Source organism: Streptomyces yokosukanensis (genome assembly GCF_001514035.1).
GTDB lineage: Bacteria > Actinomycetota > Actinomycetes > Streptomycetales > Streptomycetaceae > Streptomyces > Streptomyces yokosukanensis.
In genome coordinates, this window is sequence record NZ_KQ948209.1 from 170948 (window position 1) to 192315 (window position 21368).

Sequence of the window (21368 nt, forward strand, 5' to 3'; positions counted from 1 at the left end):
AGCGTGCGGGTCAGCGGGGCGCGTGCGCCAGCGCGGCACGCAGATGCCCGCCGGACTCCTCCAGAAGGCGGGTGGCCGTCGGGCCGTCGATGTCGGCGAGGAGCGCGAGGATCGCGTTCTTCACCTCGCCGCCGGACTCGGTGAGCGCCTTCTCGATCTCCTCGTCCGAGGCGCCCGTGGCCAGGGAGACGATACGGCGGGAGCGGGCCCGGAGCTTGTCGTTGGAGGCCCGGACGTCGACCATCAGATTGCCGTAGGTCTTGCCGAGCCGGATCATCGTGATCGTCGACAGCATGTTGAGGACCAGTTTCTGAGCCGTACCGGACTTCAGCCGGGTGGACCCGGTGATCAGCTCGGGACCCACGACGACCTCGATGCCGTGCTCGGCGGCGGCGGCGAGCGTGCTGTGCGCGTTGCAGGACAGGCCGACCGTCAGGGCGCCCAGGGCGCGGGCGTGGGCGACGGCGCCGATCGCGTAGGGGGTGCGGCCGGAGGCGGAGATCCCGACAACGGTGTCATCGGGGACGAGTTTCAGCGCGTCCAGGTCCTGGCGGGCCAGCTCCTCGGAGTCCTCGGCGCCCTCCACCGAGGTGACCATGGCCGGGGGGCCGCCCGCGATCAGGCCGACGACCTGTCCGGGCTCGGTGTTGAAGGTGGGCGGGCACTCGGAGGCGTCCAGCACGCCCAGCCGTCCGGCGGTGCCGGCACCGGCGTAGATCAGCCGGCCGCCCTTGGCCATGCGTTCGGCGATCGCGTCGACGGCGGTGGCGATCCGGGGAAGCTGGGCGGCGACGGCGGCGGGCACGCCGCCGTCCTCGCCGTTCATCAGGCGGGCGATGTCGAGGGTGGGCAGGCGGTCGATGTCGGCGAGTTCGGGACGGAAGGCCTCGGTGGTCAGGGAAGCCAACTGACTGCGCAGGTCATGGGAGGTCATGGGGGGTGGCTCTCTCAGGTCTGGGTGCCGTTTCGCGTGCTGTTGCTCACCTGGGGTTGGTGCGATGCCGGTGGGCCAGCGCCTCGTACGACGCGGCCAGCGCGGGCGCCGCCGTCTCGTACGTCCGCTGGGCCACTCCCACGAACAGGCAGTCCACCACGAGCAGTTGACTCGTCCGCGAGGACATCGCGGCGGGTCGCAGCTCGCTCTCCCGTGAGGTGGACGTGGTCAGCACGTGGTCGGCGTACTGGGTGACCGGCGAGTCCGGCCGGCCGGTGATGGCCACGGTCGTGGCTCCGTGCTCGAAGGCGACCCGCAGCGGCTCGATGACGTCCCCCGTCGAGCCGGAGTGGGTGATGGCGATCGCCACGTCGCCCGAACGGAGCTGCACCGCGTTGGTCACCGCGAGGTGCGGATCGCTGTGGGCGTGGGCTATGAGCCCTATCCGCAGCAGCTTCTGCGTGAGGTCCTGGGCGACGAGCCCGGACGCGCCGATGCCGTACACATCGGTGCGCCGGGCCCCGGCCAGCGCGGCCACGGCGGCACCGAGCTGGACGGTGTCGAGCCCGGCGGCCGTGTCGGCGAGGGTCTGCTGCTCCTCGTAGGCGAGTTTGGTGACGACGTCGGCGATGGGGTCGTCCACCGCGATGTCGGTCGTGATCGCGGGCGCGCGTCCCGACTGCTGCTGCGCGGCGAGCCCGGCGAGGGCCAGGCGCAGATCGCGGTAGCCGGGGTAGCCGAGGAGGCGGGCGGTGCGGACGACCGTGGCCTCGCTGGTGCCGGTGAGTTCGGCGAGGCCGGTGACCGTGAGGGCGGCGCAGCCGGCCGGGTCGCCCGCCACGGCCTCGGCGACGCGCTGCATGGACCGGGTCATGGAAGGGGCGAGGGTGCGCACCTTGGCGGCGAGGGAGCCGCCCGGACTGCCGAAAATTTCCTTCACGTCCTGGGTCACATATGAAAGATATTTTCGGCTCGGTCTTGTGGTCAAGAGTGCGCACAATGGGTTCCATGGAACCCGTCACTCCCCTCGAGCAGGCCCTGCATGCCGCGCGCGCCCTTGTGCTCGCCGATCTGGTAGCGGGCGAGGTCGCCGAGGCGGACGTGGTCTCGCTGGTCGAGGACGCCGTCGCGGAGCGGCGCTGGTGGGTGGAGCAGTGGCCGGACGGCGCGGCCTACGTCGCCGGGCTGATCGCCCAGGACGTGCAGGACGCACTGCTGGACCGGTACGGCCGCTGGCCGCTGTGCCCGGTGTGCGGCACCGGCGATCCGCACGCGCTGGACGTGGAGCCCGAGCTGGGCCCCGACCCGCACTGGGTGTGCCACAAGGCGGGCGTGAAGGTCGCGGCGGTGGGCGCGCTGCGCTCGGCGACGGGTGGGATGGCCTCCTCGTGACGCTGTACATCGACCCGCCCGCCTGGCCCGGACACGGCCGCCTCTGGTCCCATCTGGTGAGCGATGTGTCGTACGACGAACTGCACGCGTTCGCCGAGAGGTTGGACGTGCCGAGGCGCGCCTTCGACCGCGACCACTACGACCTTCCGGCGCACCGGTACGCGGACGCGGTGGCGGCCGGGGCGGTGGAGGTCCGCAGCCGCGAAGTGGTGCGGCTGCTGCGGGAGTCGGGGCTGCGCAGGCCCAAGGGGCTCGCGCAGCGGCCCGGCGCGCGGCTGCCGGCTCAGCCGCGCAGTTCGTAGGCCAGTTCCTCGGCCGCCTCGCCCTCGTCGCTCACCCGCACGAACCCGGCCCGGCCGACCACGGCATGGGAGGCGGCGTTGTCCCGCTCGACGGTGGCGAACAGCGAGCTGATGTCGTCGCGTGCCAGCGCCCACCGCGCCAGCGCGCGTACGGCCTCGGTGGCGTACCCCTGGCCCCGGGCGTCCTCGACGAGGTCGTAGCCGATCTCCACCCGGCCGTCCTCGTCCGGGGCGCGGTGGAAGCCGATGCCGCCGATCGCCCGGCCGTCCTCGTGCCGTACGAGTGCGAAGACCCCGAACTCCGGCCGGTGCACACCGGCCTCGTACGCCTTCATCAGGAAGGAGGCGGCGTCCCGGGTGCCCTCGTACGGGCCGCCGCCCAGCCAGTCGAAGCCGCCGGAGCCGCCGAGGCGCAGATCGTGCGCGGCGGCCGGGCGGACACCGACCAGGGTGAGGCGCTCGGCCGGGACGGCGAGGTTGTTGTTCCAGCGCCACTCGGTGACCGGGGAGCGGCCGGGCAGTTCGCCGCGGCCGGTGGCCCACAGGAGGGTCGGCCATGGGGCGGGGCCGGGCTGGACGTGCGGGAAGAGGCAGGCCAGGACGGACGCGGCGAGGTCGCCCGGCGGCTCGTAGGCGATCCCCAGCCCCTCGGCCATGTCGTGCGTGTGCAGCAGCACCTCGGCGATGCCCATCGCGGCGAAGCCCACGCGGTCGGCGCTGCGGAAGGGGTAGGGGTGGAAGGCGCGGGCGCCGGGCGGTGCGGTGCGCACGGTGGCGGCGAGCAGGGCGCCGGTCGTCTCGACGACGTGCAGCAGGCCCGCGTTGTCGGTGCCCTCGTCGAGGGTCAGCTCGAAGGGGACGTAGGCGTCCTGCGCGCCTCCGGCCAGATTGGCGGCGTAGGCGATGAGGTCGTCGGCGACATGGACGGCGGTGGCACGGCAGTCCCACTCCAGCCGCCCGGCCCGCACGGCCGTCCAGTCCCGGTCCACGACCGTGCGCAGCACCGCCGTGCAGCCCGCCACGGCCTCGGTCACGTCATCCCCGTTTGTCAGTCGCATGCGGCGAACCCTAGAGGTGCTCCTCTCTCAGGTCGACAGCATTTCCAGCTCGGCCGAGAGGTTGAAACGGGCGGTGGCCTCCCAGTGCAGCTGCCCGTACGGGGTGCGGAACAGTCGGGGCAGGGCGAGGAGTTGGCGCAGAATCGCCGAACGCCCCTCCCGGAAGGCGTCGTTCGGCACGAAGTGGTACTCCTCGCGCACCTCGGCGGTGTACGCGGCGTACGCCGAAGGAGGCGCGGCCAGGATCGCGAGATCGGCGTCGCACAGCACCTGGCCGTCGCGGTCGTCGTCCGCCGGGTCGTGCGTGACGGTGAGCCGGACCAGCCGGGCGACCTCGGCGGTCCCCTCCGGCGGGACCCCGGCCTCGGGGAGCGCGCGTTCGGCGAGGCGGGCGGAGCGCTCCTCGTTCGTCGACCGCTCGGGCAGATAGACGGCGTCGTGGAACCAGGCGGCGAGGCGCACGACGTCCGGGTCGTCCGCGTACTCCTCCAGTACGTCGATGCGGTCGAGGACCGCCGCCAGGTGCTCGACGGTGTGATAGCGGCGCTGCGGCTCCTGCCAGCGGCGCAGCAGGGCATCGGCGTAGCGGTACGGATCCGGGGCGCACGAGTCGTCGTTCCGTGCCGCGAGGAGCGCACGCAACCAGCGGGAACGCAAGTCGTCCAGGTCGGCCATGGCGCCATTCTGCCGCCGTGGGAAGGGGAACTCGACGTCTTCGGGTGAGGGGGCTCCCGTACAGGCGTAGTCTTGGAATTGGACTAGACCTGTAGTCGTCGCCGGTACGCGCCGGGGAACGCCGAGAAATGGGGTGCCATGAGCAAGCGTGCAGTCCTGGAGGTGATCGCGCTCGACGTCGAGGACGCGGTCGCCGCCCAGGCCGGAGGCGCGGACCGCCTGGAGCTGGTCACCGACATGGCGGCGGACGGGCTCAGCCCCGCGCCCGCCACCGTCGCCGGGATCCGTGCCGCCGTCGACATCGACCTGCGCGTGATGCTCCGCCTCGCGGACGGGTTCGCGGCCGGTGACGTGGAGCGGCTCGTGCGGGTGGCCGGGGAGCTGCGGGAGGCCGGCGCCGACCAGTTCGTGCTCGGGTTCCTCGACGCGGACGGCGAGGTGGACCTGGCGGCGGTGGAGCGGGTGGCCGGCGCGCTGGACGGCTGCGCGTGGACCTTCCACCGGGCGATCGACCGGGCCGCCGACCGGGACGCCCTGCGCAAGCAGCTCGCCGACCTGCCCGGCCTCGACACCTACCTCACCGCCGGCTCCGCCACGGGCGTGGACGACGGCCTGCCGACGCTGGTCGCGGAGGTGACGCGGCGCGGCGAGCCCGGCTACGACCAGACCCTCCTCGTCGGCGGCGGCCTCCGCCTGGAGCATGTACGACCCCTGTGCAACGCCGGGGTCGACGCGTTCCACATCGGCGGAGCCGCCCGCTCCGCGGGATGGGCGGGCCCGGTGTCGGCAGAGGCGGTGGCCGGCTGGCGGTCGGTACTGGACGGGCTCACCGCCTGAGGCCTGCCGGCGGGCCGGCCCCGGGATCCGGCCGGCCCGTGCGGTCAGGAGGCCGCGACCCCGACGAGTACGAGCAGGAACATCAGCACGAAGCCGGTGAGCGGGACCAGGCCCACCATTCCGGTCGGCCGCCGGAACACCGGGCGGCCCGGGTCCAGCGGGGGGCGCAGGACGGGCGCCGCTGCGGGGAGCTTGCGGATCCGGGACAGGGTGGCGAGGTTCATCAGCAGCGTGATGGGCGTGATGAGCAACGACCCCGGACCCCACCAGCCCTGCACCAGGGTGTCCGCCTGCATCTTCCGGAAGACGGCGAGCCCGCAGGTGTGACAGAAGGTGCCGTGCCGCCGCAGGAACCGCATCATGACCAGCATGCCCTGGTGGCCACGGATCGTCATCGGCGCGGCGGGCGAGGCACCGCACACCTGGCACCCGACGCCGGGGGCGGCCGGGTAGGCGGCGGGAGCCTGCTGGTACGGAGCCTGGCCGTGGCCGGCGGGAGGCTGCTGGTACGGAGCCTGGTGGTAGCCCCCCGGCACCTGTTGGTAAGGCCCGGGCTGTTGGTAAGGCCCGGGCTGTTGGTAAGGCCCGGGCTGTTGGTACGGCCCGGGTTGCTGGTACGCAGGGTGCGGTGGGGGCGGTGGCGTGCTCAACGATGGCCTTTCCGAGGGGGACATGACAGGCCTGTCACAATGGCACCGGAGCCTACCCACCCCCCTGGCGCCGGCTCACCCCAGCTGGGCGGGGAGTGGTGCCATGTGGGTCACGATCAGGCCTGAGACCGCTCGGGTGAGTGCCACGTACAGGCGGCGCAGGCCCGTGCGTTCGTCCGGCTCGCCGTCCACCACCGTCTGCGGCTCGTCCAGGACCACGTAGTCGTACTCCAGCCCCTTGGCGAGGGACGCCGGGACCAGCGTGAGGCGGGTCTCGTGGGTGGTCTCCTCGCCGGGGGCCAGATACGCGATCCCCGCCGCCGCCAGGGCCTCGGCCAGCGCCGGGACACGGGCGTCGGCGGCGATCAGACCCGTCGAGCCCTCGTGCCGCAGCAACTCCGCGCAGGCGGCGACGACTTCTTCCGTCCGCGTGGTCGCCCGGACCTCGAAGAAGCCCGGGTTCTCACGGACGGAGGCCACCGGGGTGAGACCCGGCGCGATGTGCGGCAGGAGCCGGGACGCGTAGGTGATGACGTCGGTGGGCACGCGGAAACCGGCCGTCAGCTCCTCGATCACACCCTCCCGCTTGCCGAGGTGGGCGAGCGCCTCGTCCCAGCTGCGGGTCGCCCAGGGAGTCGTCCCCTGCGCCAGGTCGCCGAGGACGGTCGCACTGCCCGTGGTGCAGCGGCGCCCGACGGCCCGGTACTGCATGGGGGACAGGTCCTGGGCCTCGTCGAGGACGACGTGACCCAGCGAGTGCGTGCGCCGGACCAGATCCGCCGCCTCGTCGATCAGCACCGCGTCCGCCGCCGACCACTTGGCCGACTTCACGCTGCGCACCGCCTTGGCCCACAGGATCGTCTCCCGCTCGTCCTCGTCCAGGAGCCCGGCGGCGTGCTCGGCGAGGAAACCGGCGTCCGTCAGCAGCCGCAGGACCAGCTTCGCCGGGTCCACCACCGGCCAGACCGCCTTCACCGCCGCCTTCACCGCGCTGTTGCGGGCGACGGCGTCCTGCACCCGGTCGTCCGGGGCCTCCCCCGCCCGCTCCATCTGCACCAGCACCGCGTGCGCGATCCGCTGCGGCAGGGCCTCGCGGGCGGCGCCGTAGCGGATGTCCCGCTCCAGCAACTCGCGGACGATGTCCTCCAGCTCGTACGACGGCACCCGCCAGCGCCGCGAGCCGCGCACCACCACGACCGCCTCCGTCGGCAGGGTCACCTGGGAGTACAGGGCCCGGCGCAGCACCTCGGCCATCCGGGGGTCGCCCTTGATCACGGCCGCGGCGGCGTCGTCCGTGCCGCGCACCTCCACATGCGCGACCAGGTCGTCCACGGTGGCCTGCTGGACGGTCAGCTCGCCCAGCGCCGGGAGGACCTGCTCGATGTAGTGCAGGAAGGAACGGTTCGGTCCGATGACGAGCGTGCCGGTGCGGGCGAGCCGCTCCCGGTGGGCGTACAGGAGGTAGGCGACCCGGTGCAGGCCGACGGCGGTCTTCCCGGTGCCGGGGCCGCCCTGGACGCAGACCGTGCCGGACAGGCCGGAGCGGACGATCTCGTCCTGCTCGGGCTGGATGGTGGCGACGATGTCCCGCATGGGGCCGACGCGCGGCCGTTCGATCTCCTGCTGGAGCAGCTTGCTGGTGGTGGCGGCCGACGGATCGGCCGGATCGGCCGGGTCGGACAGGCGCTCGTCCTCGTACGCGGTCAGGTCGCCACCGGTGTAGCCGAAGCGGCGGCGCAGCCCGATGTCCATCGGGTCCTTCTTGGACGCCCGGTAGAACGGCTGCGAGACCGGCGCGCGCCAGTCGATGACCATGGGGTCGCCGCCGGCATCGTGCACATGCCGCCGCCCGATGTAGAACTGCTCGCCCTCGGCGCCCTCGGCCCGGTCCGCGCCGGGAGCCCGCTGATAGTCCAGCCGGCCGAAGAACAGCGGGGTGTCGCTGAGGTCGGCCAGTGCCTTGATCCGCTCGTCGATCTGGCGGGACAGCACCTCGGCGTTGACCCAGTTCGCGGTGACGTCCCGGATGTCCAGCGACTCCACGTCCTCGCGCATGGCCCGCAGCGCGGCACGGGAGGAGGCGAGGTGGGAGCGCTCTCGGGCGAGGGGATCGGCGAGGTCGCCGAGGTCGCCGGCAGGGCCTTCGAGTGGTTCGTGGGCGGGCGCGGACAAGGGGGTGCCTCCGGATCTGCTCTCGCATGACGCATGGCTGGGGCCGTCCGGTTTCCGTGCGGACGACGGCACTCCGTGAGGGAGGCGGGCAAGAGCGGAGATTTTAGGTGAGCGGGTGGGGTGGAGGCCAATGGATTTTCCGACCCCTAGGGGATGCGGGCCCCCGCAGTAGGGGGCGTGGTCCACCCGGAGGCCTACGCGGAGCCGTCCGGGATTGGCCCCGCAGACCGATGCGCGTCCCGTGCCCGGCGAGCCACCATGGAGACATGAGCGCAGCAACCATCTCCCCCTCGTCCCCTGTCCGACCACCCTCCGGTGCCACGGCGACGGACGGCCCCCATCACCACCCCCTCGGCAACGCCCTGCGCGCCGTCAAGGTGTTCGTGGAGGCCGCGTTCAGCGTGGTCATCCTCGGCGAGTACGGTGAGGAAGCGGGCATACGCCGTAAGTGACGCCATGGAGTCGCATCCGCTGCGACCCCGTCCGTCCCGGCCGCCCGGCTCCCCCGCCCGGCCCTGAACGCGGCCTGCCTCGCGGGCAACGCGCTCCTGCTCGCGGCCCTGGTACGCCCTCGACCTCGAACTACGCTGGTGGCAGCAGCCGTTGGCGGCGCCCCGCCCCCTCCTGGCGCTCATGCCGGCCGTGGCGTGTGGCAGCATGATCGACTGTCCGGTCCGTTCGACTGGGCAGACGTCGACTGAGCAAACGGGGAAATCAGCATGCCCTTCTCGTCCCTTCCGGTCCGCAAGGCCGTGAGCGGTCTGACCGCCGCCGCGGCGCTCGCCCTCGGCGCCACCCTCGTGGCCGCGCCGAGCGCCTCCGCGGCCGGATCCGTCGGATCCTCCGGGTGCACGAAGAACATCAAGGACGCGACCTACACCGTCATCCAGTACGACCACGCCGACATGCACACCGGCCCCAGCAACAAGTACAAGGTGAAGAAGTCCATCTACATGGGCAACAAGGTCCGCGTGTACTGCACCGCCGACCACAGCAGCTGGTACTACGGCAAGTTCGGCAACACCTACGGCTGGATGGAGAGCTACGCCTTCTTCTAGGAAGGTCCTAGCCCTCCGCCAGAAGCTCGTCCGCGTCCACGATCCGGTAGGCGTAGCCCTGTTCGGCCAGGAAGCGCTGGCGGTGGGCGGCGAAGTCCTGGTCGATGGTGTCGCGGGCGACCACCGAGTAGAAGTGCGCCTGATGGCCGTCGGCCTTCGGGCGCAGCACTCGGCCGAGCCGCTGGGCCTCCTCCTGGCGGGAGCCGAAGGTGCCGGACACCTGGACGGCCACGGTGGCCTCGGGCAGGTCGATGGAGAAGTTCGCGACCTTCGACACGACCAGCACGCTGATCTCGCCCTCGCGGAAGGCGTCGAAGAGCTTCTCGCGCTGGGCGTTGGAGGTCTCGCCCTTGATGACCGGGGCGTTCAAGTGCTCGCCCAGCTCGTCGAGTTGATCGATGTACTGGCCGATCACAAGAATCTGCTGCCCGGCGAACCGGCGCACGATCGCCTCCGTGACCTTCCGCTTCGTGTCCGTCGTCGCACAGAAGCGGTACTTCTCCTCCGTCTCGGCGGTGGCGTACGCCAGCCGCTCGGAGTCGGTGAGGTTGACCCGGACCTCCACGCAGTCGGCCGGCGCGATGTACCCCTGCGCCTCGATCTCCTTCCACGGCGCGTCGAACCGCTTCGGCCCGATCAGCGAGAACACGTCCGACTCCCGGCCGTCCTCGCGCACCAGGGTCGCCGTCAGGCCCAGCCGGCGGCGCGCCTGCAGATCGGCGGTGAACTTGAAGACGGGGGCCGGCAGCAGATGCACCTCGTCGTAGACGATCAGCCCCCAGTCCCGGGAGTCGAACAGCTCCAGGTGCGGATAGACGCCCTTCCGCTTGGTCGTCAGCACCTGATAGGTGGCGATGGTGACCGGGCGGATCTCCTTCCTCGTCCCGCTGTACTCGCCGATCTCGTCCTCGGTCAGCGAGGTCCGCTTCACCAGCTCGTGCTTCCACTGCCGGGCGGAGACGGTGTTGGTGACGAGGATGAGGGTGGTCGACTTGGCCTGCGCCATGGACCCGGCGCCGACCAGCGTCTTCCCGGCGCCGCACGGCAGCACCACCACACCGCTGCCGCCGTGCCAGAAGTTCTCCACGGCCTGCTTCTGGTACGGCCGAAGCGCCCAGCCGTCCTCCAGCAGCTCGATCGGATGCGCCTCACCGTCGACGTACCCGGCGAGGTCCTCGGCCGGCCAGCCCAGCTTCAGCAGCGTCTGCTTGATCTGCCCGCGCTCGGAGGGGTGCACGACGACGGTGTCCGGATCGATGCGGGCGCCGACCAGCGGGGCGATCCGCTTGGACTTCAGCACCTCCTCCAGCACCGGCCGGTCGGTGGTGCTGAGGACGAGCCCGTGCGCCGGATGCTTGCTCAGGGTCAGCCGCCCGTACCGGTCCATCGTCTCGGCGATGTCCACGAGCAGTGCGTGCGGCACCGGATACCGGCTGTACTGCACCAGCGCGTCCACGACCTGCTCGGCGTCATGCCCGGCCGCCCGCGCGTTCCACAGCCCGAGCGGCGTGACCCGGTAGGTGTGGATGTGCTCCGGCGCCCGCTCCAGCTCGGCGAACGGCGCGATGGCCCGACGGCACTCGTCCGCCCGCTCGTGGTCGACTTCCAGGAGCAGGGTCTTGTCGGACTGGACGATCAGCGGTCCGTTCACGCGCGGCACACCCTTTCCACTACGGCCTTCCACTCCGGCCAAACCTCCAGTGTGCCGCATCCGCCGGGGAACGGGGCCGGGCGGCCGGGGAACGAGGTCAGTCCTCCGCCAGCTCCGCCACTCCCGTGATCCGGTGCAGCGGATAGGTGCGTACCTCGTCCGCCGTGTGGTCGTACGCCGTGACGAAGCCGCCCTCCACCCGGACCGGGGCGATGACGCGCTGGCTGGCGGTGCCCTCGGCGTTGACGTAGCCGATCCAGAGGGACTCGCCGGTCAGCACGGCGGCCTGCATGGTGGCCAGGGTCTCGGCGGAGGACGTGCGGGGCAGTGCGCCGCCGGTCTGCGGCGCACGGGAGGAGTCGGCGCCGGACTCGCCGACGGGCCTGCGCGGGGTGGTGGCGGCCAGGTCGCCCGCCCGGATCGCCCGGATCGCCGCCGTGAGCAGCGTGGCGTCGGGCGCCGGCGGGCCGTCGGGGACCGGCTCGGGCGCGGTGCGCGGCGGGGTGCGGTGGGCGTGCGCGCGGGCGATCAGGACGTCCCCCTCGGCGGACTCCGCGGCCGGTGCACAGCCCATCGCGCGCAGGCCCTCCAGCAGTGTGGCCGGGTCGCTCTGGGCGGCCAGCACGGTCGGGGCGAGGCGCCGCAGCCCGAGGCCCGCCGCGCGCTTGTCGGCCAGGATCTCGTTCAGCAGGGCGTCGTCGTCGCAGCGGACGTACGCCGAGGCCGCACCGATCCGCAGATGACCGTGTTTGCGGGCCACGTCGTCGATCAGATAGGCGAGCGGTTGCGGCACCGGTGTGCGGGAGTGCTCGGTGAGGAACGCGTGCAGCTCGGCGGCGGTACGGCCGGCGTCCAGGGCGCGCCGCACCGAGCCCGGGGTGAAGCGGTACACGGTCGCGCCGCCCTTGGACTCGACGTCCGCGAGCACGCCCAGCAGATCGGCGAGCGGGCGCCGCAGCGGCCCGGGTGCCACCGCCGTCAGGTCGGCCTGGAGCAGGACGTGGTCCAGCGGTTCGGGCAGCAGCGGCGCCAGCAGCCGTCCGGCGGCGGCCGTCGCCACGGCCTGCTCGGCGGGGGAGAGCGCGGCGGGGACGGCGGCCGGCCGAGGGTGGTGGTGCACGGGCAGCTTGTCACCGGGGCCGACGGGCTCGCCGGCCGGGCGGGTGGCTGATCGGGTGGAGGCCCCGGCGGACGACCCGGCGGACGGCTCGGCGGCCGGTGCGGTGGCGGTGGATCCGGCCGGGGCCGGGGCGCCCAGAAGTGCCCGTCCGTGCTCCGAGAGCGCGCCCCGCCCCGTCACGCCCAGCAGCTCGGCCTCGGTGAGGGTCCAGCGGGCGAGCCGGGAGCGCAGGTCCTCCTCGCCGCCCTGCCGGGGCCCGCGCAGCGGCCGTTCCCAGCGCAGCCGGGCCAGCACCGATTCGGGGTCCGGGGCGGCGCCCGCCGGGAGCCCGGCCAGCAGGGCCAGCACCCGGTGCCGTACCTCGGGCGCGGCCGAGCGGTCCAGGCCCGGCCCGAGCGTGGCGAGCGTGCGTTCCTTCGCGTCGCGCCCGCCGACCAGGCCCGGTGTCCGGGTGGCCGCCAGCCAGGCCTGGGCGAGGTGGGCCCAGCGCTCGGCGGCGGGCCGCTCCAGCCACTCGTCGTAGCCGGGCGTGGCCGCGTACCGCTCGTCGGCCTCGCCGTCGGAGGCGATCAGACCGGCCGCGTAGGCCAGTTCCACCCAGAACGCGGCGACCGGTTCGGACACGTCCAGGGCGACGGCGGTCCGCTTCAGATCGCGCACGCTCAGGCCGCCGGACCGCAGCACGGCCGGGCCGCCCTCGTCCCAGTCCTTCAGCAGCTCCTCGACGGTGGCGAGCGCGGTGTACGCCTGCCCGGCCGCCGTGGCGTCCACCACCTGCGGTGAGTGCGTCGCGGCCGGTTCGGCGGCGGGTGGCAGCGGCTCGGCCGCGCGGTGCGCGCGGCCCTCGCGCAGATGCAGGGCCACCTCGCGCGGCAGCACGACCGTGCCGGGCGCGGCTGGCAGCAGCAGCCCCCGGTCCAGCAGCCAGCGCAGATGCGCGGCCGGGTCCGCGGTGACCTGCCCGTACGGCGGCCCCCACACCAGCCGGGAGAGCACCTCGCGGGCCGGCTCCGGGGCGCCGGCGAGCAGCTCGGCCATGTTCTTCCGGTCGGCGAACAGCCCGGTGAGGGCGGTCGCGGCGGACACCGAGTCGTGCGTCGAGGGCAGCCCGGCGGCCGTGACGATCTCCTGGATCCGGCCCGGCGACATGCCCGAGGCGGCCTCCTGCACGCTGGGCCCGAGCCCGGTCGGGGAGGGGTGCTGCGGGGACGGCGCGAGCAGCTCACGGGCCGTGCGCACCAGCCGCAGCCGCTCGTCGTCGCCCCACACCAGCGCCTGCTCGCGCAGGGTCGCGAGGGCTCGTGGCAGCGCGCCGGCGACGGTCTCGTCATCGGCGTCGCCCGCCATCAGCCCGAGCAGCGTGTCGTACGACGTCGGGTCCGGGGCCACGGCCAGCGCCTCCGCCGTCTGCAGCGCGAACCGGTCCAGCCGCTCCAGGGCGCGCAGCACCGAGGCACGGGTGCCGGCGCGGGTGGCCAGCTGGGTGAGGTCGGTCGGGACGGGCGTGATGAGGTCGGGGCGGCTGCGCAGCAGCGCGGCCAGGGAGACGTCGTCCCGCGCGCGGAGCGCTTCGGCGAGGGAACGGGGGGCTGGGCGGGCCGCTGGGCTCATCTGACCCACGGTAGCGGGTGAGTACGCTCCAGCCGAGTGAGTGGGGCGGCGGGCGGGCAAGGACGCGGTACCGTCCTCACCGGGGTTTCATCACCGGCACCCCGGAGGGGTTTTCCGTTGGGGATCGAGAGCGACCAGGTCGTCTACGAGTACCTGAGCCGTGTCGGGGACATCGCTCAGCAACGGCAGCTGCCGTCGTCCACGCGGATGCGGCTCGTGTCGGAGCTGCGGGGCGAGATCGAGCGGCACCGGGCCGACGCGACGGTGGACAATCCCGCCGCGGTGCGCCGCATCCTGGACCGCCTGGGCACGCCCGACGAGGTCGTCGAGGCGGCGGGCGGCACGGGCGGCCGGGCCGCGCGGCCCGCCGCCGCCGTGCCCGCGCTGCCCGCGCCGCGCGAGCGGACGCCGACGCCGAGGCCGGCGGACGCGGAACGGACGAAGGGCAAGGGCCTGCGCCGGGTCGTCCCCCTGCCCAGGTCCCGTCCCCGTCCGGGCTCCGCCGAGCCGGAGCCGGCCGCCCCGCGCGACGTCCCCGCCCCGCCGCACCTCGCCGGCCCGCACGAACTCGGGGACAGTGCCGTACAGCCCGACTGGTGGCGGGTGAGCGGCAGCCCCTTCGGCGCCGCCGCGGAGACGACCGACGCGGTCCCGGGATTCGTCGGCGGCGTGGAGATCCCGGAGCTGCTCAAGCGGCCCCCGCTGCCGGCGGAGGAGACGGCACGGGGAGCTGCGGACGCCGTCGAGGCCGCGCCCGAGTCCGAGTCCGACTCCGCGCCCGAGTCCGAGTCACGGACCGTGCGGCGCCGCCGTCTGCTGCCCCGTCCCACCGCCGGCTGGACCAACCCGCTTCTGCTGCTGGCCGCCGCGGCGCTGGTGGCCGGTGCGGTGCTCGGCAACTGGTTCGCCCTGCTGCTCGGCTGGGCGATCGCCTACGGCTCCCGACGGCTGAGCCCAGCGGAGACCAAGTGGGCGGTGATGATCCTGCCGGGTACGGCGGTCGCGGCCGGGCTGGTGTGGCTGTGGGGCAGGGACGACGGCCGCTGGGGCGAGCCGATCGCCCAGGGCCACATGAACGACGCGATCGCGCAGACGTGGCCGTGGGTGGTCCGGGGCGCGGCGGTCGCTTCGGCGCTGTTCCTGCTGTGGCGCTCCCAACGACGCAGGTGAGAGCCGTCGGGAGCCGACGGAACGGCAGCTCCCGGAGGGGCGCGGAGCCCGCTTGCGCCGCCGAGGCACCCGGCACAATGGCCCATATGACTTTCACCGTCGGCTTCGACCTCGACATGACCCTCATCGACTCCCGGCCCGGCATCCGCGCCTGCTACCTGGCCCTGGCGGAGCGGACCGGGACGTACATCGACGCCGATCTGGCGGTGACCCGGCTCGGCCCGCCGCTCGCGGACGAGTTGATCAACTGGTTCCCGCGGGAGGAGGTCCCCGCGATGGCGGACCTGTACCGGGAGATGTACCCGTCGATCGCCATCGCCGCGACCCCCGCGATGGACGGCGCCCGTGAGGCGATGGCAGCGGTACGCGCCGCCGGCGGCCGGACGATCGTGGTCACGGCGAAGTACGAGCCCAACGCCAGGCTGCACCTGTCCCACCTCGGCATCGAGCCGGACGTGGTCGTGGGCGACCTGTGGGCCGAGCAGAAGGCGCAGGCACTGCGCGAGTACGGGGCGGGTGTCTACGTCGGTGATCATGTCGGGGACATCCGCGGGGCTCGTACGGCGGGTGCGCTGTCCGTCGCCGTGGCGACCGGTCCCTGCTCCGCCGACGAACTGCGCGCCGCCGGAGCGGACGTCGTCCTCGACGGCCTGTCCGCCTTCCCGGCCTGGCTGACCGGCCACCGCGAGGCCGCTCCCCGCGAGGCCGCTCCCCGCGGGGCCGGCCCGCGCGAGGCCGGCCCGCGCGAGGCCGCTTACCGCGAGGCGGAGGCGCCGCGCGCCTGACGCCGGCCGGCGGTGATCGACCGCAGGACGCCCGCACCGGCGACGAGGAATCCGACGGCCATGAGCATGCTCAGACCGAACATGTAGGTCGGGAAAGGCTTTGCGCCGAAGAACAGCGGGGCCACGGTCACGAGTGTGGCCACGGCGCCGACGAAGAAGACGATCGCACCGGCACGGATCAGACGGTCACCGGGTGCGGCGGAATTCGTTTGGGTTTTGTCACGCACCGGACCAGGGTAGTTCCCAGCCCGAGAGAACAACCGGGGGACGTCTTGTCACCCGCCCCGAGACCATTACGCTTGGTAGCGGCGGGTCACGGGCGACCCGCTCTAGTGCTATCAAGAGCACTTTACGAGCAGTAGCAGCTTCCCCAACTAGTATGAGGACGAGGACAGACGGTGCCGACCGGGCGTGTCAAATGGTTCAACAGTGAGAAGGGCTTCGGCTTTCTCTCCCGCGACGACGGCGGTGACGTCTTCGTCCATTCCTCTGTCCTCCCCGCCGGAGTCGACGTACTCAAGCCGGGACAGCGCGTGGAGTTCGGCGTCGTCGCCGGTCAGCGCGGTGACCAGGCGCTGTCGGTGACCGTCCTGGATCCGACGCCGTCGGTCGCCGCCGCCCAGCGCAAGAAGCCGGACGAGCTGGCCTCGATCGTGCAGGACCTGACGACCCTCCTCGAGAACATCACGCCGATGCTGGAGAAGGGCCGTTACCCGGACAAGGTCTCCGGCAAGAAGATCGCCGGCCTGCTGCGGGCGGTCGCCGACCAACTGGACGTGTAGGACCCGTCCGAGCCCTGTCCTGTCAGGGAAAGGCGAGCGCGTCACGGCCGAGGGGCGGCAGCAGCCCCTCGGCCGCCGCACGTGTGAGCAGCCCGCGGACGGCGGCGTAGCCGTCCTCGCCGAGGTCGGCGGTGAACTCGTTGACGTACAGGCCGATGTGCTGGTCGGCCACGGCCGGATCCATCTCCTGGGCATGGGCCATGACGTAGGGCCGGGAGGCCTCGGGGTCGTCCCAGGCGGCCCGCACGGAGGCACGGACGGCGTCGGCGAGCCGGCCCAGGGTCTCGGCGCCCAGCGAGCGCTTGGCGATGATCGCGCCGAGCGGGATCGGCAGCCCGGTGGTCCGCTCCCAGTGCTCGCCCATGTCGGCGAGCTTGTGCAACCCGTAGTTCTGGTAGGTGAACCGGGCCTCGTGGATGACCAGACCGGCATCCACCTTGCCGTCCCGCACGGCCGGCATGATCTCGTGGAACGGCATGACCACGATCTCGCCGACCGGGCCCGGGAGGGTGTCGGCCGCCCAGAGGCGGAAGAGGAGATAGGCGGTCGACTTCTCGCTCGGCACCGCGACCGTACGCCCCACCAGGTCGACTTCGGCCTCCCGCGTGAGCACCAGCGGCCCGCAACCCCGGCCCAGCGCACCGCCGCACGGCAGCAGCGCGTACTCGCGAAGGACGTAGGGCAGGACGGCGTACGACACCTTCAGGACGTCGAACTCACCGCGTTCGGCCATGCCGTTGGTGATGTCGATGTCGGCGAAGGTCACGTCCAGCGCGGGGGCGCCGGGCACGCGGCCGTGGGCAAGGGCGTCGAAGACGAAGGTGTCGTTGGGGCAGGGGGAGTACGCGGTCCGCAGGGTCCGCTGCTCACTGGTCGTCATGTGCGTTCCAACTCTCCAATGCGGGGCCGAGCTTCCCGAACGCCTCGGTGAGGGCGGTGAGGGCGTCGCCGATGCGCCAGGCTGCGCGGTCGCGGGGGCCGACCGGGTTGGAGACCGCGCGGATCTCCAGCGCCGGCACCCCGTGCGCGGCGGCCGCCTCCGCCACCCCGAAGCCCTCCATGCCCTCGGCGAGCGCCCCGGGATGCCGTTCGCGCAGGGCGGTGGCGCGGGCGGCGGTGCCGGTGACGGTGGAGACGGTGAGGATCGTTCCGGTGCGGGCCCCGGTCGCCTCGGACGCGGCGCGTACGGCCGTGTGCGGCGGTCGGTGGGTGACGGTCCCGAAACCGAGTTCGGTGACCGGGAGGAAGCCGTCGGCGGTCTCGGCGCCCAGGTCGGCGACGGTGATCGCGTCGGCGACGACGAGCGAGCCGACGGGCGCCCCGGGCGCGAAGCCGCCGCCGATCCCGGCGCAGACGACCAGGTCGTACGGGGCGTCTTCGAGGGCGGCGGCGGTCAGGGCGCCGGCGGTGGAGGCGGCGGCGAGGGCCGGGCCCACACCGGCGGCGAGCAGATCCCAGCCGGTGCCGGTGCGGCACAGCAGTGCGCCGGGGAGCCGTACCTCGGTCGCTGCTCGGGGGAAGGCCCGTGCCACCGCGTCCCGTTCCGGCGGGACCGCGGTGGCCACGAGGATGCGTGGGGAGGCCGTGATCAGGCCTTCTTCAGCTTGAACGACCACATGCCCTGGTTGGACTTCTCGCCCATGCGGATCGTGACCGTGTTGGTGTCGCCCTGGGTGCCGTACTGCTGGTTGAAGAACGCGCTGCCAGGGATGGTGCGGTAGGTCTTCTTGCTGACGTCGGTGAACTGCTGCCCGTTGACCAGGATGACCCAGCCGGCGTCCGCGATCTTCGGGTCGACACCGAAGCGGACCGTCTCGTCCTGGTCGACCTTGATCGACTTGGCCTTGTCGACGTTCTTGACGCAGGTCGCCAGAGACTTGGCGTCCAGCGTGTCGCCGTCGTTGTAGCACATGGCCTCGGAGTTGACCGAGCTAGTGCCGACGGTGACCGTCGAGACGGGCGTCGGCTTGTCACAGGCAGACAGGACGAGCAGTCCGGCGGAAACGGCGCCGGCGGCGGCGACGGCGCGGCGGCGTCGCACAGCGGATTGCAGCGTGGTCATGGCCGAAGGCTATCGGGCGCCCGGAGCCGTCCGCCCACGTGGGGTGCGGCGTGCCCCGGTTCGTTACGCCAGCCGTGCCCGGCGCGGGGAAACCGTGTCCGGTTCGTTATGCCGTGGCGGCTCAGGCCACGCGGGGACGGCCGCCGTGCCGGGCCGAGGCGAGCAGCCCCTTCAGCGTGGCCAGCCAGCCGACGGCCACGAACGCCGCGCCGATCAGCAGGCCGAGCCTCCCGTTGAGTGGCAGCACGATGCCGACGGCGCCGCCGAACACCCACGCCATCTGCAGCAACGTCTCCGAACGGGCGAATGCCGAGGTGCGCACCAGCTCCGGCACGTCCCGCTGGATCAGCGCGTCCAGCGCCAGCTTGGCCAGCGCCTGGCCGAACCCGGCGACGGCGGCGAGGCAGGCCACCAGGAACGCCCCGAAGAACAGGGCGGCCACGATCGCCGTACCGAGCACCACCGCGACGACGGTCACGATGATGATCTCGGGCGCGCGCGACTTCAGCCAGGCCCCGACGGCCGTCCCCAGCGCGTTGCCCACCCCGGCGGAGACACCGACTATCCCGAGCGAGACCGCCGCGCTCTCCCCGGTCAGCGGATGCTCGCGCAGCAGGAAGGCCAGGAAGAAGATCAGAAAGCCGGACAGGCAGCGCAGACCGGCGTTGGCGCCGAGCGCGTGTGTGACGGCAGGCCCCACGGTCCGCAGCCCCGGCCGCCTCCCCGGCTCCTTCTGCTCCCTCTCCTCGCCCTGCTCCCCCTGCTCCCTCCGCTCCTTCAGCGCCTTCCTGCGCGGCCCGTGCAGATGCCGCTCGTCCGCCGCGAGCAGTGCCACGTCCTCGCCCCTGGCCGAGTCCACCTTGGGCGGCAGGGAGAACGACAGGAACGTTCCCGCGACGAAGATCGCGAAGGCGCCGTACAGCGGCCAGGGATCACCGACCTTGTGCAGCCCCGCCGCGACCGGGGCTGCGACACCCGTGGCCAGCAGCCCGGCCAGGGTGACCCGCGAGTTGGCCTTCACCAGCGAGAACCGGGGCGGCAGCAGCCGCGGTACGACGGCACTGCGGACCACCCCGTACGCCTTCGACGCCACCAGCACACCCAGCGCCGCGGGATACAGCTCCAGGCTGCCGCTCGCCACGGCGCCCGAGATCACCAGCGCGAGCAGCGCACGGGCCAGCATGGCCCCGGCCATCGCGGCGCGGCGGCCGTGCGGCAGCCGGTCCAGCAGGGGACCGATCACGGGCGCGAGGACGGTGAAGGGCGCCATGGTGATGGCGAGATACAGCGCGACCCGCCCCCGGGCCTCGTCGGTCGGCACGGAGAAGAACACGGTGGAGGCGAGCGCAACGGTGATCATGACATCGCCGGCGCCGTTCACCGCGTGCAGTTCGATCAGCTTGCCCAGGCCCGACTCGCCCGCCCCGTGCGCGTGCGTGGCCCTGCGGATGCCCCGCGCGGCCCCGGTGACCGGGAAGTGCAGGGCACGCCCGACGGAACGGACGGCGCCGCCGACCCGGCTCGCACCGCCACCCCGAACACCACGCCTGTCCGCGGTCGCCACGTGCTTCATAGTGCCCTGAGAAGCGGCCGGATAGTGCGGTACGGCACGTATGACGGCGAACCGTGCCGTACGGCGACGCCTCCCTGCCCGGCGGCAGCGGCGGGTCGGCGGATGGGAGACAATGCCGCGTAGCAGCGACGAATCTCGTTCGGTGTAGCGTGCGTATCTCAGCCATAACGCAGAATGGATGGCAGAGGTGCGCCCGAGCGCGCGGATGCCCGACGTCGATGCGGTCCACCGGTCCGCTCCGTCGGCCAACCCGTCGGAGGCAGCCGCACTCGACGAGACGGCGTAGGAGAGAAGCGATACCTGTGAGCGCAGCGACAACGCGAAGCCGCACCCCCGACCGTCTGTGCGCCGAGGCGGTCGATCTCGCCCGCGCCGCCGCCGAGGAGGCCGCCGCGCCCGGCGTGGTCGGCGAGCACGCCGGCCTGGTGTCCGAGGGCGACCGTGTTGTCACGCACTTCTTCGAGTGCAAGGAGCTGGGCTACCGCGGCTGGCGCTGGGCGGTGACCGTGGCCCGCGCCTCCCGCGCCAAGGTCGTCACCCTCGACGAGGTGGTCCTCCTCCCCGGCGCCGACGCGCTGCTCGCCCCCGAGTGGGTCCCGTGGAGCGAGCGCCTGCGCCCCGGCGACCTCGGCCCCGGCGACCTGCTCCCCACCGACCAGGAGGACCTGCGCCTGGAGCCGGGCTACAGCGGCGAGGAGCAACCGCCGTCGAACGCGGCGGTCTCGCAGGAGATGGCGGAACTGGCCGAGGCGGAGGACGCCGACGTCACCCCCGGCGCACCGGCCGTCCAGCCCACGGCCCCGTCCCGGGGCTCGATCGCCGCCGTCGCCGAGGAACTGGGCATGCGCCGCGCCCGTGTGCTGTCCCGCTACGGCCTGCATGTCGCGGCGGACCGCTGGGAGGAGTCGTACGGTCCCAGGACCGCGATGGCCCAGGCCGCCCCGGCGACCTGCCTGACCTGCGGCTTCCTCAACCCGATCGGCGGCTCCCTCGGCCAGGCCTTCGGCGTGTGCGCCAATGAGTTCTCACCGGCCGACGGCCGCGTGGTCTCCCTCTCCTACGGCTGCGGCGGCCACTCGGAGGCCGCCGTCATGCCGAAGCCGCCGCAGCCGGCCCCGCCGGTCATTGACGAGACGCGGGTCGACCCGTTCCCGCTGCGCCCCGCCCGCGACTCGGGCTCGGTCTCGGAGGCGGGCGACGAGGAGACGGCCGAACTGGGCCATTCGTAGAGGTCACTCGTCGCGGTCACTCGCGGCGCTGCGGTGCCGCGAGAACGAGCCCTGCACCCTCGGCGCCTCCTGTCCGCCTGCCCAACCAGCCATGAGGGAAGGGCTGTTCACCACCGGCGGCACGAGTCCGTCGGCGAGTCGACTCCCGGCCGACTCCCAGCGGGGACTGGGGGTGCGTCGGCCCGGATCCGCCCGTCGCCGCCCGCTGGGAGAGAAACGGGCTGGACGGATGAACCGGGCTGCTCCATAGGGGGTGCTCCGCCCGGTCGGTGACCACCCGCACGGGGACCGCTCCTCGATCATCGCC

General features: G+C 73.0%; 22 protein-coding genes. 9 read left to right on the plus strand and 13 right to left on the minus strand.

Annotation, left to right across the window (positions count from 1 at the left end):
* Window positions 1-10: 10 nt before the first annotated feature.
* Window positions 11-934, minus strand: coding sequence for an N-acetylmuramic acid 6-phosphate etherase (gene murQ / locus AQI95_RS10660; protein WP_067120767.1), 924 nt, complete (start codon window positions 932-934; stop codon window positions 11-13).
* 46 nt (window positions 935-980) lie between these two features.
* Window positions 981-1886: a MurR/RpiR family transcriptional regulator gene (locus AQI95_RS10665; RefSeq protein ID WP_067120769.1), complete on the minus strand. Its 906-nt coding sequence runs from the start codon at window positions 1884-1886 to the stop codon at window positions 981-983.
* A gap of 56 nt (window positions 1887-1942) precedes the next feature.
* Here AQI95_RS10665 and AQI95_RS10670 point away from each other — a divergent pair, with 56 nt between their 5' ends.
* Window positions 1943-2326 (plus strand): hypothetical protein, encoded by a 384-nt coding sequence (locus AQI95_RS10670; protein WP_067121529.1) that lies wholly within the window; start codon window positions 1943-1945, stop codon window positions 2324-2326.
* On the plus strand, window positions 2323-2628 hold the full coding sequence (locus tag AQI95_RS10675) for a DUF4031 domain-containing protein (RefSeq protein ID WP_067120771.1): 306 nt from the start codon (window positions 2323-2325) through the stop codon (window positions 2626-2628). Before AQI95_RS10670 ends, AQI95_RS10675 begins: the two co-directional genes overlap by 4 nt.
* On the opposite strand, the gene AQI95_RS10680 is transcribed toward AQI95_RS10675, so the two are convergent.
* The gene (locus AQI95_RS10680; protein WP_067120773.1) at window positions 2610-3686 is read right to left on the minus strand and encodes a GNAT family N-acetyltransferase; all 1077 of its coding nucleotides are present in this window, start codon (window positions 3684-3686) and stop codon (window positions 2610-2612) included. The genes AQI95_RS10675 and AQI95_RS10680 overlap by 19 nt on opposite strands.
* Before the next feature lie 27 nt (window positions 3687-3713).
* A complete protein-coding gene (locus tag AQI95_RS10685; protein ID WP_067120775.1) occupies window positions 3714-4361 on the minus strand; it encodes an HD domain-containing protein in 648 nt (215 codons plus the stop codon).
* A 138-nt stretch (window positions 4362-4499) separates the two neighbouring features.
* Here AQI95_RS10685 and AQI95_RS10690 point away from each other — a divergent pair, with 138 nt between their 5' ends.
* A complete protein-coding gene (locus tag AQI95_RS10690) occupies window positions 4500-5198 on the plus strand; it encodes a copper homeostasis protein CutC (RefSeq protein WP_067120777.1) in 699 nt (232 codons plus the stop codon).
* Window positions 5199-5242: 44 nt separating this feature from the next.
* Here AQI95_RS10690 and AQI95_RS10695 read toward each other — a convergent pair whose 3' ends face one another.
* Window positions 5243-5734: a hypothetical protein gene (locus tag AQI95_RS10695; protein ID WP_067120779.1), complete on the minus strand. Its 492-nt coding sequence runs from the start codon at window positions 5732-5734 to the stop codon at window positions 5243-5245.
* Window positions 5735-5923: 189 nt separating this feature from the next.
* Window positions 5924-8020: a HelD family protein gene (locus AQI95_RS10700; protein WP_067120781.1), complete on the minus strand. Its 2097-nt coding sequence runs from the start codon at window positions 8018-8020 to the stop codon at window positions 5924-5926.
* Between the two features lie 266 nt (window positions 8021-8286).
* On the opposite strand from AQI95_RS10700, the gene AQI95_RS10705 reads away from it, so the two are divergent.
* Together AQI95_RS10705 and AQI95_RS10710 are read left to right on the plus strand one after the other, a co-directional pair.
* A complete protein-coding gene (locus tag AQI95_RS10705; protein WP_067120783.1) occupies window positions 8287-8472 on the plus strand; it encodes a hypothetical protein in 186 nt (61 codons plus the stop codon).
* Between the two features lie 267 nt (window positions 8473-8739).
* On the plus strand, window positions 8740-9078 hold the full coding sequence (locus AQI95_RS10710) for an SH3 domain-containing protein (RefSeq protein WP_067120785.1): 339 nt from the start codon (window positions 8740-8742) through the stop codon (window positions 9076-9078).
* Between the two features lie 7 nt (window positions 9079-9085).
* Here AQI95_RS10710 and AQI95_RS10715 read toward each other — a convergent pair whose 3' ends face one another.
* Together AQI95_RS10715 and AQI95_RS10720 are read right to left on the minus strand one after the other, a co-directional pair.
* Window positions 9086-10729, minus strand: a complete 1644-nt coding sequence (locus AQI95_RS10715) for a DNA repair helicase XPB (RefSeq protein WP_067121531.1) — start codon at window positions 10727-10729, stop codon at window positions 9086-9088.
* 97 nt (window positions 10730-10826) lie between these two features.
* Entirely contained in the window at window positions 10827-13460 is a 2634-nt protein-coding gene (locus AQI95_RS10720; RefSeq protein WP_067120787.1) for a helicase C-terminal domain-containing protein, read from the minus strand.
* Between the two features lie 117 nt (window positions 13461-13577).
* Between AQI95_RS10720 and AQI95_RS10725 the strand changes: the two genes are divergently transcribed.
* Complete coding sequence (locus tag AQI95_RS10725) at window positions 13578-14630, plus strand: hypothetical protein (protein WP_067120789.1); 1053 nt, start codon at window positions 13578-13580, stop codon at window positions 14628-14630.
* Between the two features lie 86 nt (window positions 14631-14716).
* Window positions 14717-15415, plus strand: a complete 699-nt coding sequence (locus AQI95_RS10730) for an HAD family hydrolase (protein WP_425264874.1) — start codon at window positions 14717-14719, stop codon at window positions 15413-15415.
* Here AQI95_RS10730 and AQI95_RS10735 read toward each other — a convergent pair.
* Window positions 15385-15642 (minus strand): hypothetical protein, encoded by a 258-nt coding sequence (locus tag AQI95_RS10735; RefSeq protein ID WP_067120791.1) that lies wholly within the window; start codon window positions 15640-15642, stop codon window positions 15385-15387. The genes AQI95_RS10730 and AQI95_RS10735 overlap by 31 nt on opposite strands.
* A gap of 171 nt (window positions 15643-15813) precedes the next feature.
* Between AQI95_RS10735 and AQI95_RS49805 the strand changes: the two genes are divergently transcribed.
* Window positions 15814-16197, plus strand: a complete 384-nt coding sequence (locus AQI95_RS49805) for a cold-shock protein (protein WP_067120793.1) — start codon at window positions 15814-15816, stop codon at window positions 16195-16197.
* 22 nt (window positions 16198-16219) lie between these two features.
* On the opposite strand, the gene AQI95_RS10745 is transcribed toward AQI95_RS49805, so the two are convergent.
* From AQI95_RS10745 to AQI95_RS10760, 4 genes are all read right to left on the minus strand, one after another.
* Window positions 16220-17077 carry a 1,4-dihydroxy-6-naphtoate synthase gene (locus AQI95_RS10745; RefSeq protein WP_067120796.1) on the minus strand — a complete coding sequence of 286 codons (858 nt, stop codon included), beginning with the start codon at window positions 17075-17077 and terminating at the stop codon, window positions 16220-16222.
* Complete coding sequence (locus tag AQI95_RS10750) at window positions 17064-17813, minus strand: futalosine hydrolase (RefSeq protein WP_208614133.1); 750 nt, start codon at window positions 17811-17813, stop codon at window positions 17064-17066. The genes AQI95_RS10745 and AQI95_RS10750 overlap by 14 nt, the downstream gene beginning before the upstream one ends.
* Window positions 17786-18259: a DUF2771 domain-containing protein gene (locus AQI95_RS10755; RefSeq protein WP_067120798.1), complete on the minus strand. Its 474-nt coding sequence runs from the start codon at window positions 18257-18259 to the stop codon at window positions 17786-17788. Before AQI95_RS10755 ends, AQI95_RS10750 begins: the two co-directional genes overlap by 28 nt.
* 121 nt (window positions 18260-18380) lie before the next feature.
* On the minus strand, window positions 18381-19832 hold the full coding sequence (locus AQI95_RS10760; protein WP_067120800.1) for an MFS transporter: 1452 nt from the start codon (window positions 19830-19832) through the stop codon (window positions 18381-18383).
* Window positions 19833-20134: 302 nt separating this feature from the next.
* Between AQI95_RS10760 and AQI95_RS10765 the strand changes: the two genes are divergently transcribed.
* A complete protein-coding gene (locus AQI95_RS10765) occupies window positions 20135-21061 on the plus strand; it encodes a DUF3027 domain-containing protein (protein ID WP_067120802.1) in 927 nt (308 codons plus the stop codon).
* The last annotated feature ends 307 nt before the right edge of the window (window positions 21062-21368 follow it).

Excerpts from the sequence above, each read along its gene's own strand:
- murQ (WP_067120767.1), bottom strand. The coding sequence starts at position 934 with ATGACCTCCCATGACCTGCGCAGTCAGTTGGCTTCCCTGACCACCGAG.
- AQI95_RS10670 (WP_067121529.1), top strand. The coding sequence starts at position 1,943 with ATGGAACCCGTCACTCCCCTCGAGCAGGCCCTGCATGCCGCGCGCGCC.
- AQI95_RS10745 (WP_067120796.1), bottom strand. The coding sequence starts at position 17,077 with ATGACGACCAGTGAGCAGCGGACCCTGCGGACCGCGTACTCCCCCTGC.
- AQI95_RS10705 (WP_067120783.1), top strand. The coding sequence starts at position 8,287 with ATGAGCGCAGCAACCATCTCCCCCTCGTCCCCTGTCCGACCACCCTCC.
- AQI95_RS10710 (WP_067120785.1), top strand. The coding sequence starts at position 8,740 with ATGCCCTTCTCGTCCCTTCCGGTCCGCAAGGCCGTGAGCGGTCTGACC.
- AQI95_RS10690 (WP_067120777.1), top strand. The coding sequence starts at position 4,500 with ATGAGCAAGCGTGCAGTCCTGGAGGTGATCGCGCTCGACGTCGAGGAC.
- AQI95_RS10685 (WP_067120775.1), bottom strand. The coding sequence starts at position 4,361 with ATGGCCGACCTGGACGACTTGCGTTCCCGCTGGTTGCGTGCGCTCCTC.
- AQI95_RS10755 (WP_067120798.1), bottom strand. The coding sequence starts at position 18,259 with ATGACCACGCTGCAATCCGCTGTGCGACGCCGCCGCGCCGTCGCCGCC.
- AQI95_RS10760 (WP_067120800.1), bottom strand. The coding sequence starts at position 19,832 with ATGAAGCACGTGGCGACCGCGGACAGGCGTGGTGTTCGGGGTGGCGGT.
- AQI95_RS10730 (WP_425264874.1), top strand. The coding sequence starts at position 14,717 with ATGACTTTCACCGTCGGCTTCGACCTCGACATGACCCTCATCGACTCC.
- AQI95_RS10720 (WP_067120787.1), bottom strand. The coding sequence starts at position 13,460 with ATGAGCCCAGCGGCCCGCCCAGCCCCCCGTTCCCTCGCCGAAGCGCTC.
- AQI95_RS10680 (WP_067120773.1), bottom strand. The coding sequence starts at position 3,686 with ATGCGACTGACAAACGGGGATGACGTGACCGAGGCCGTGGCGGGCTGC.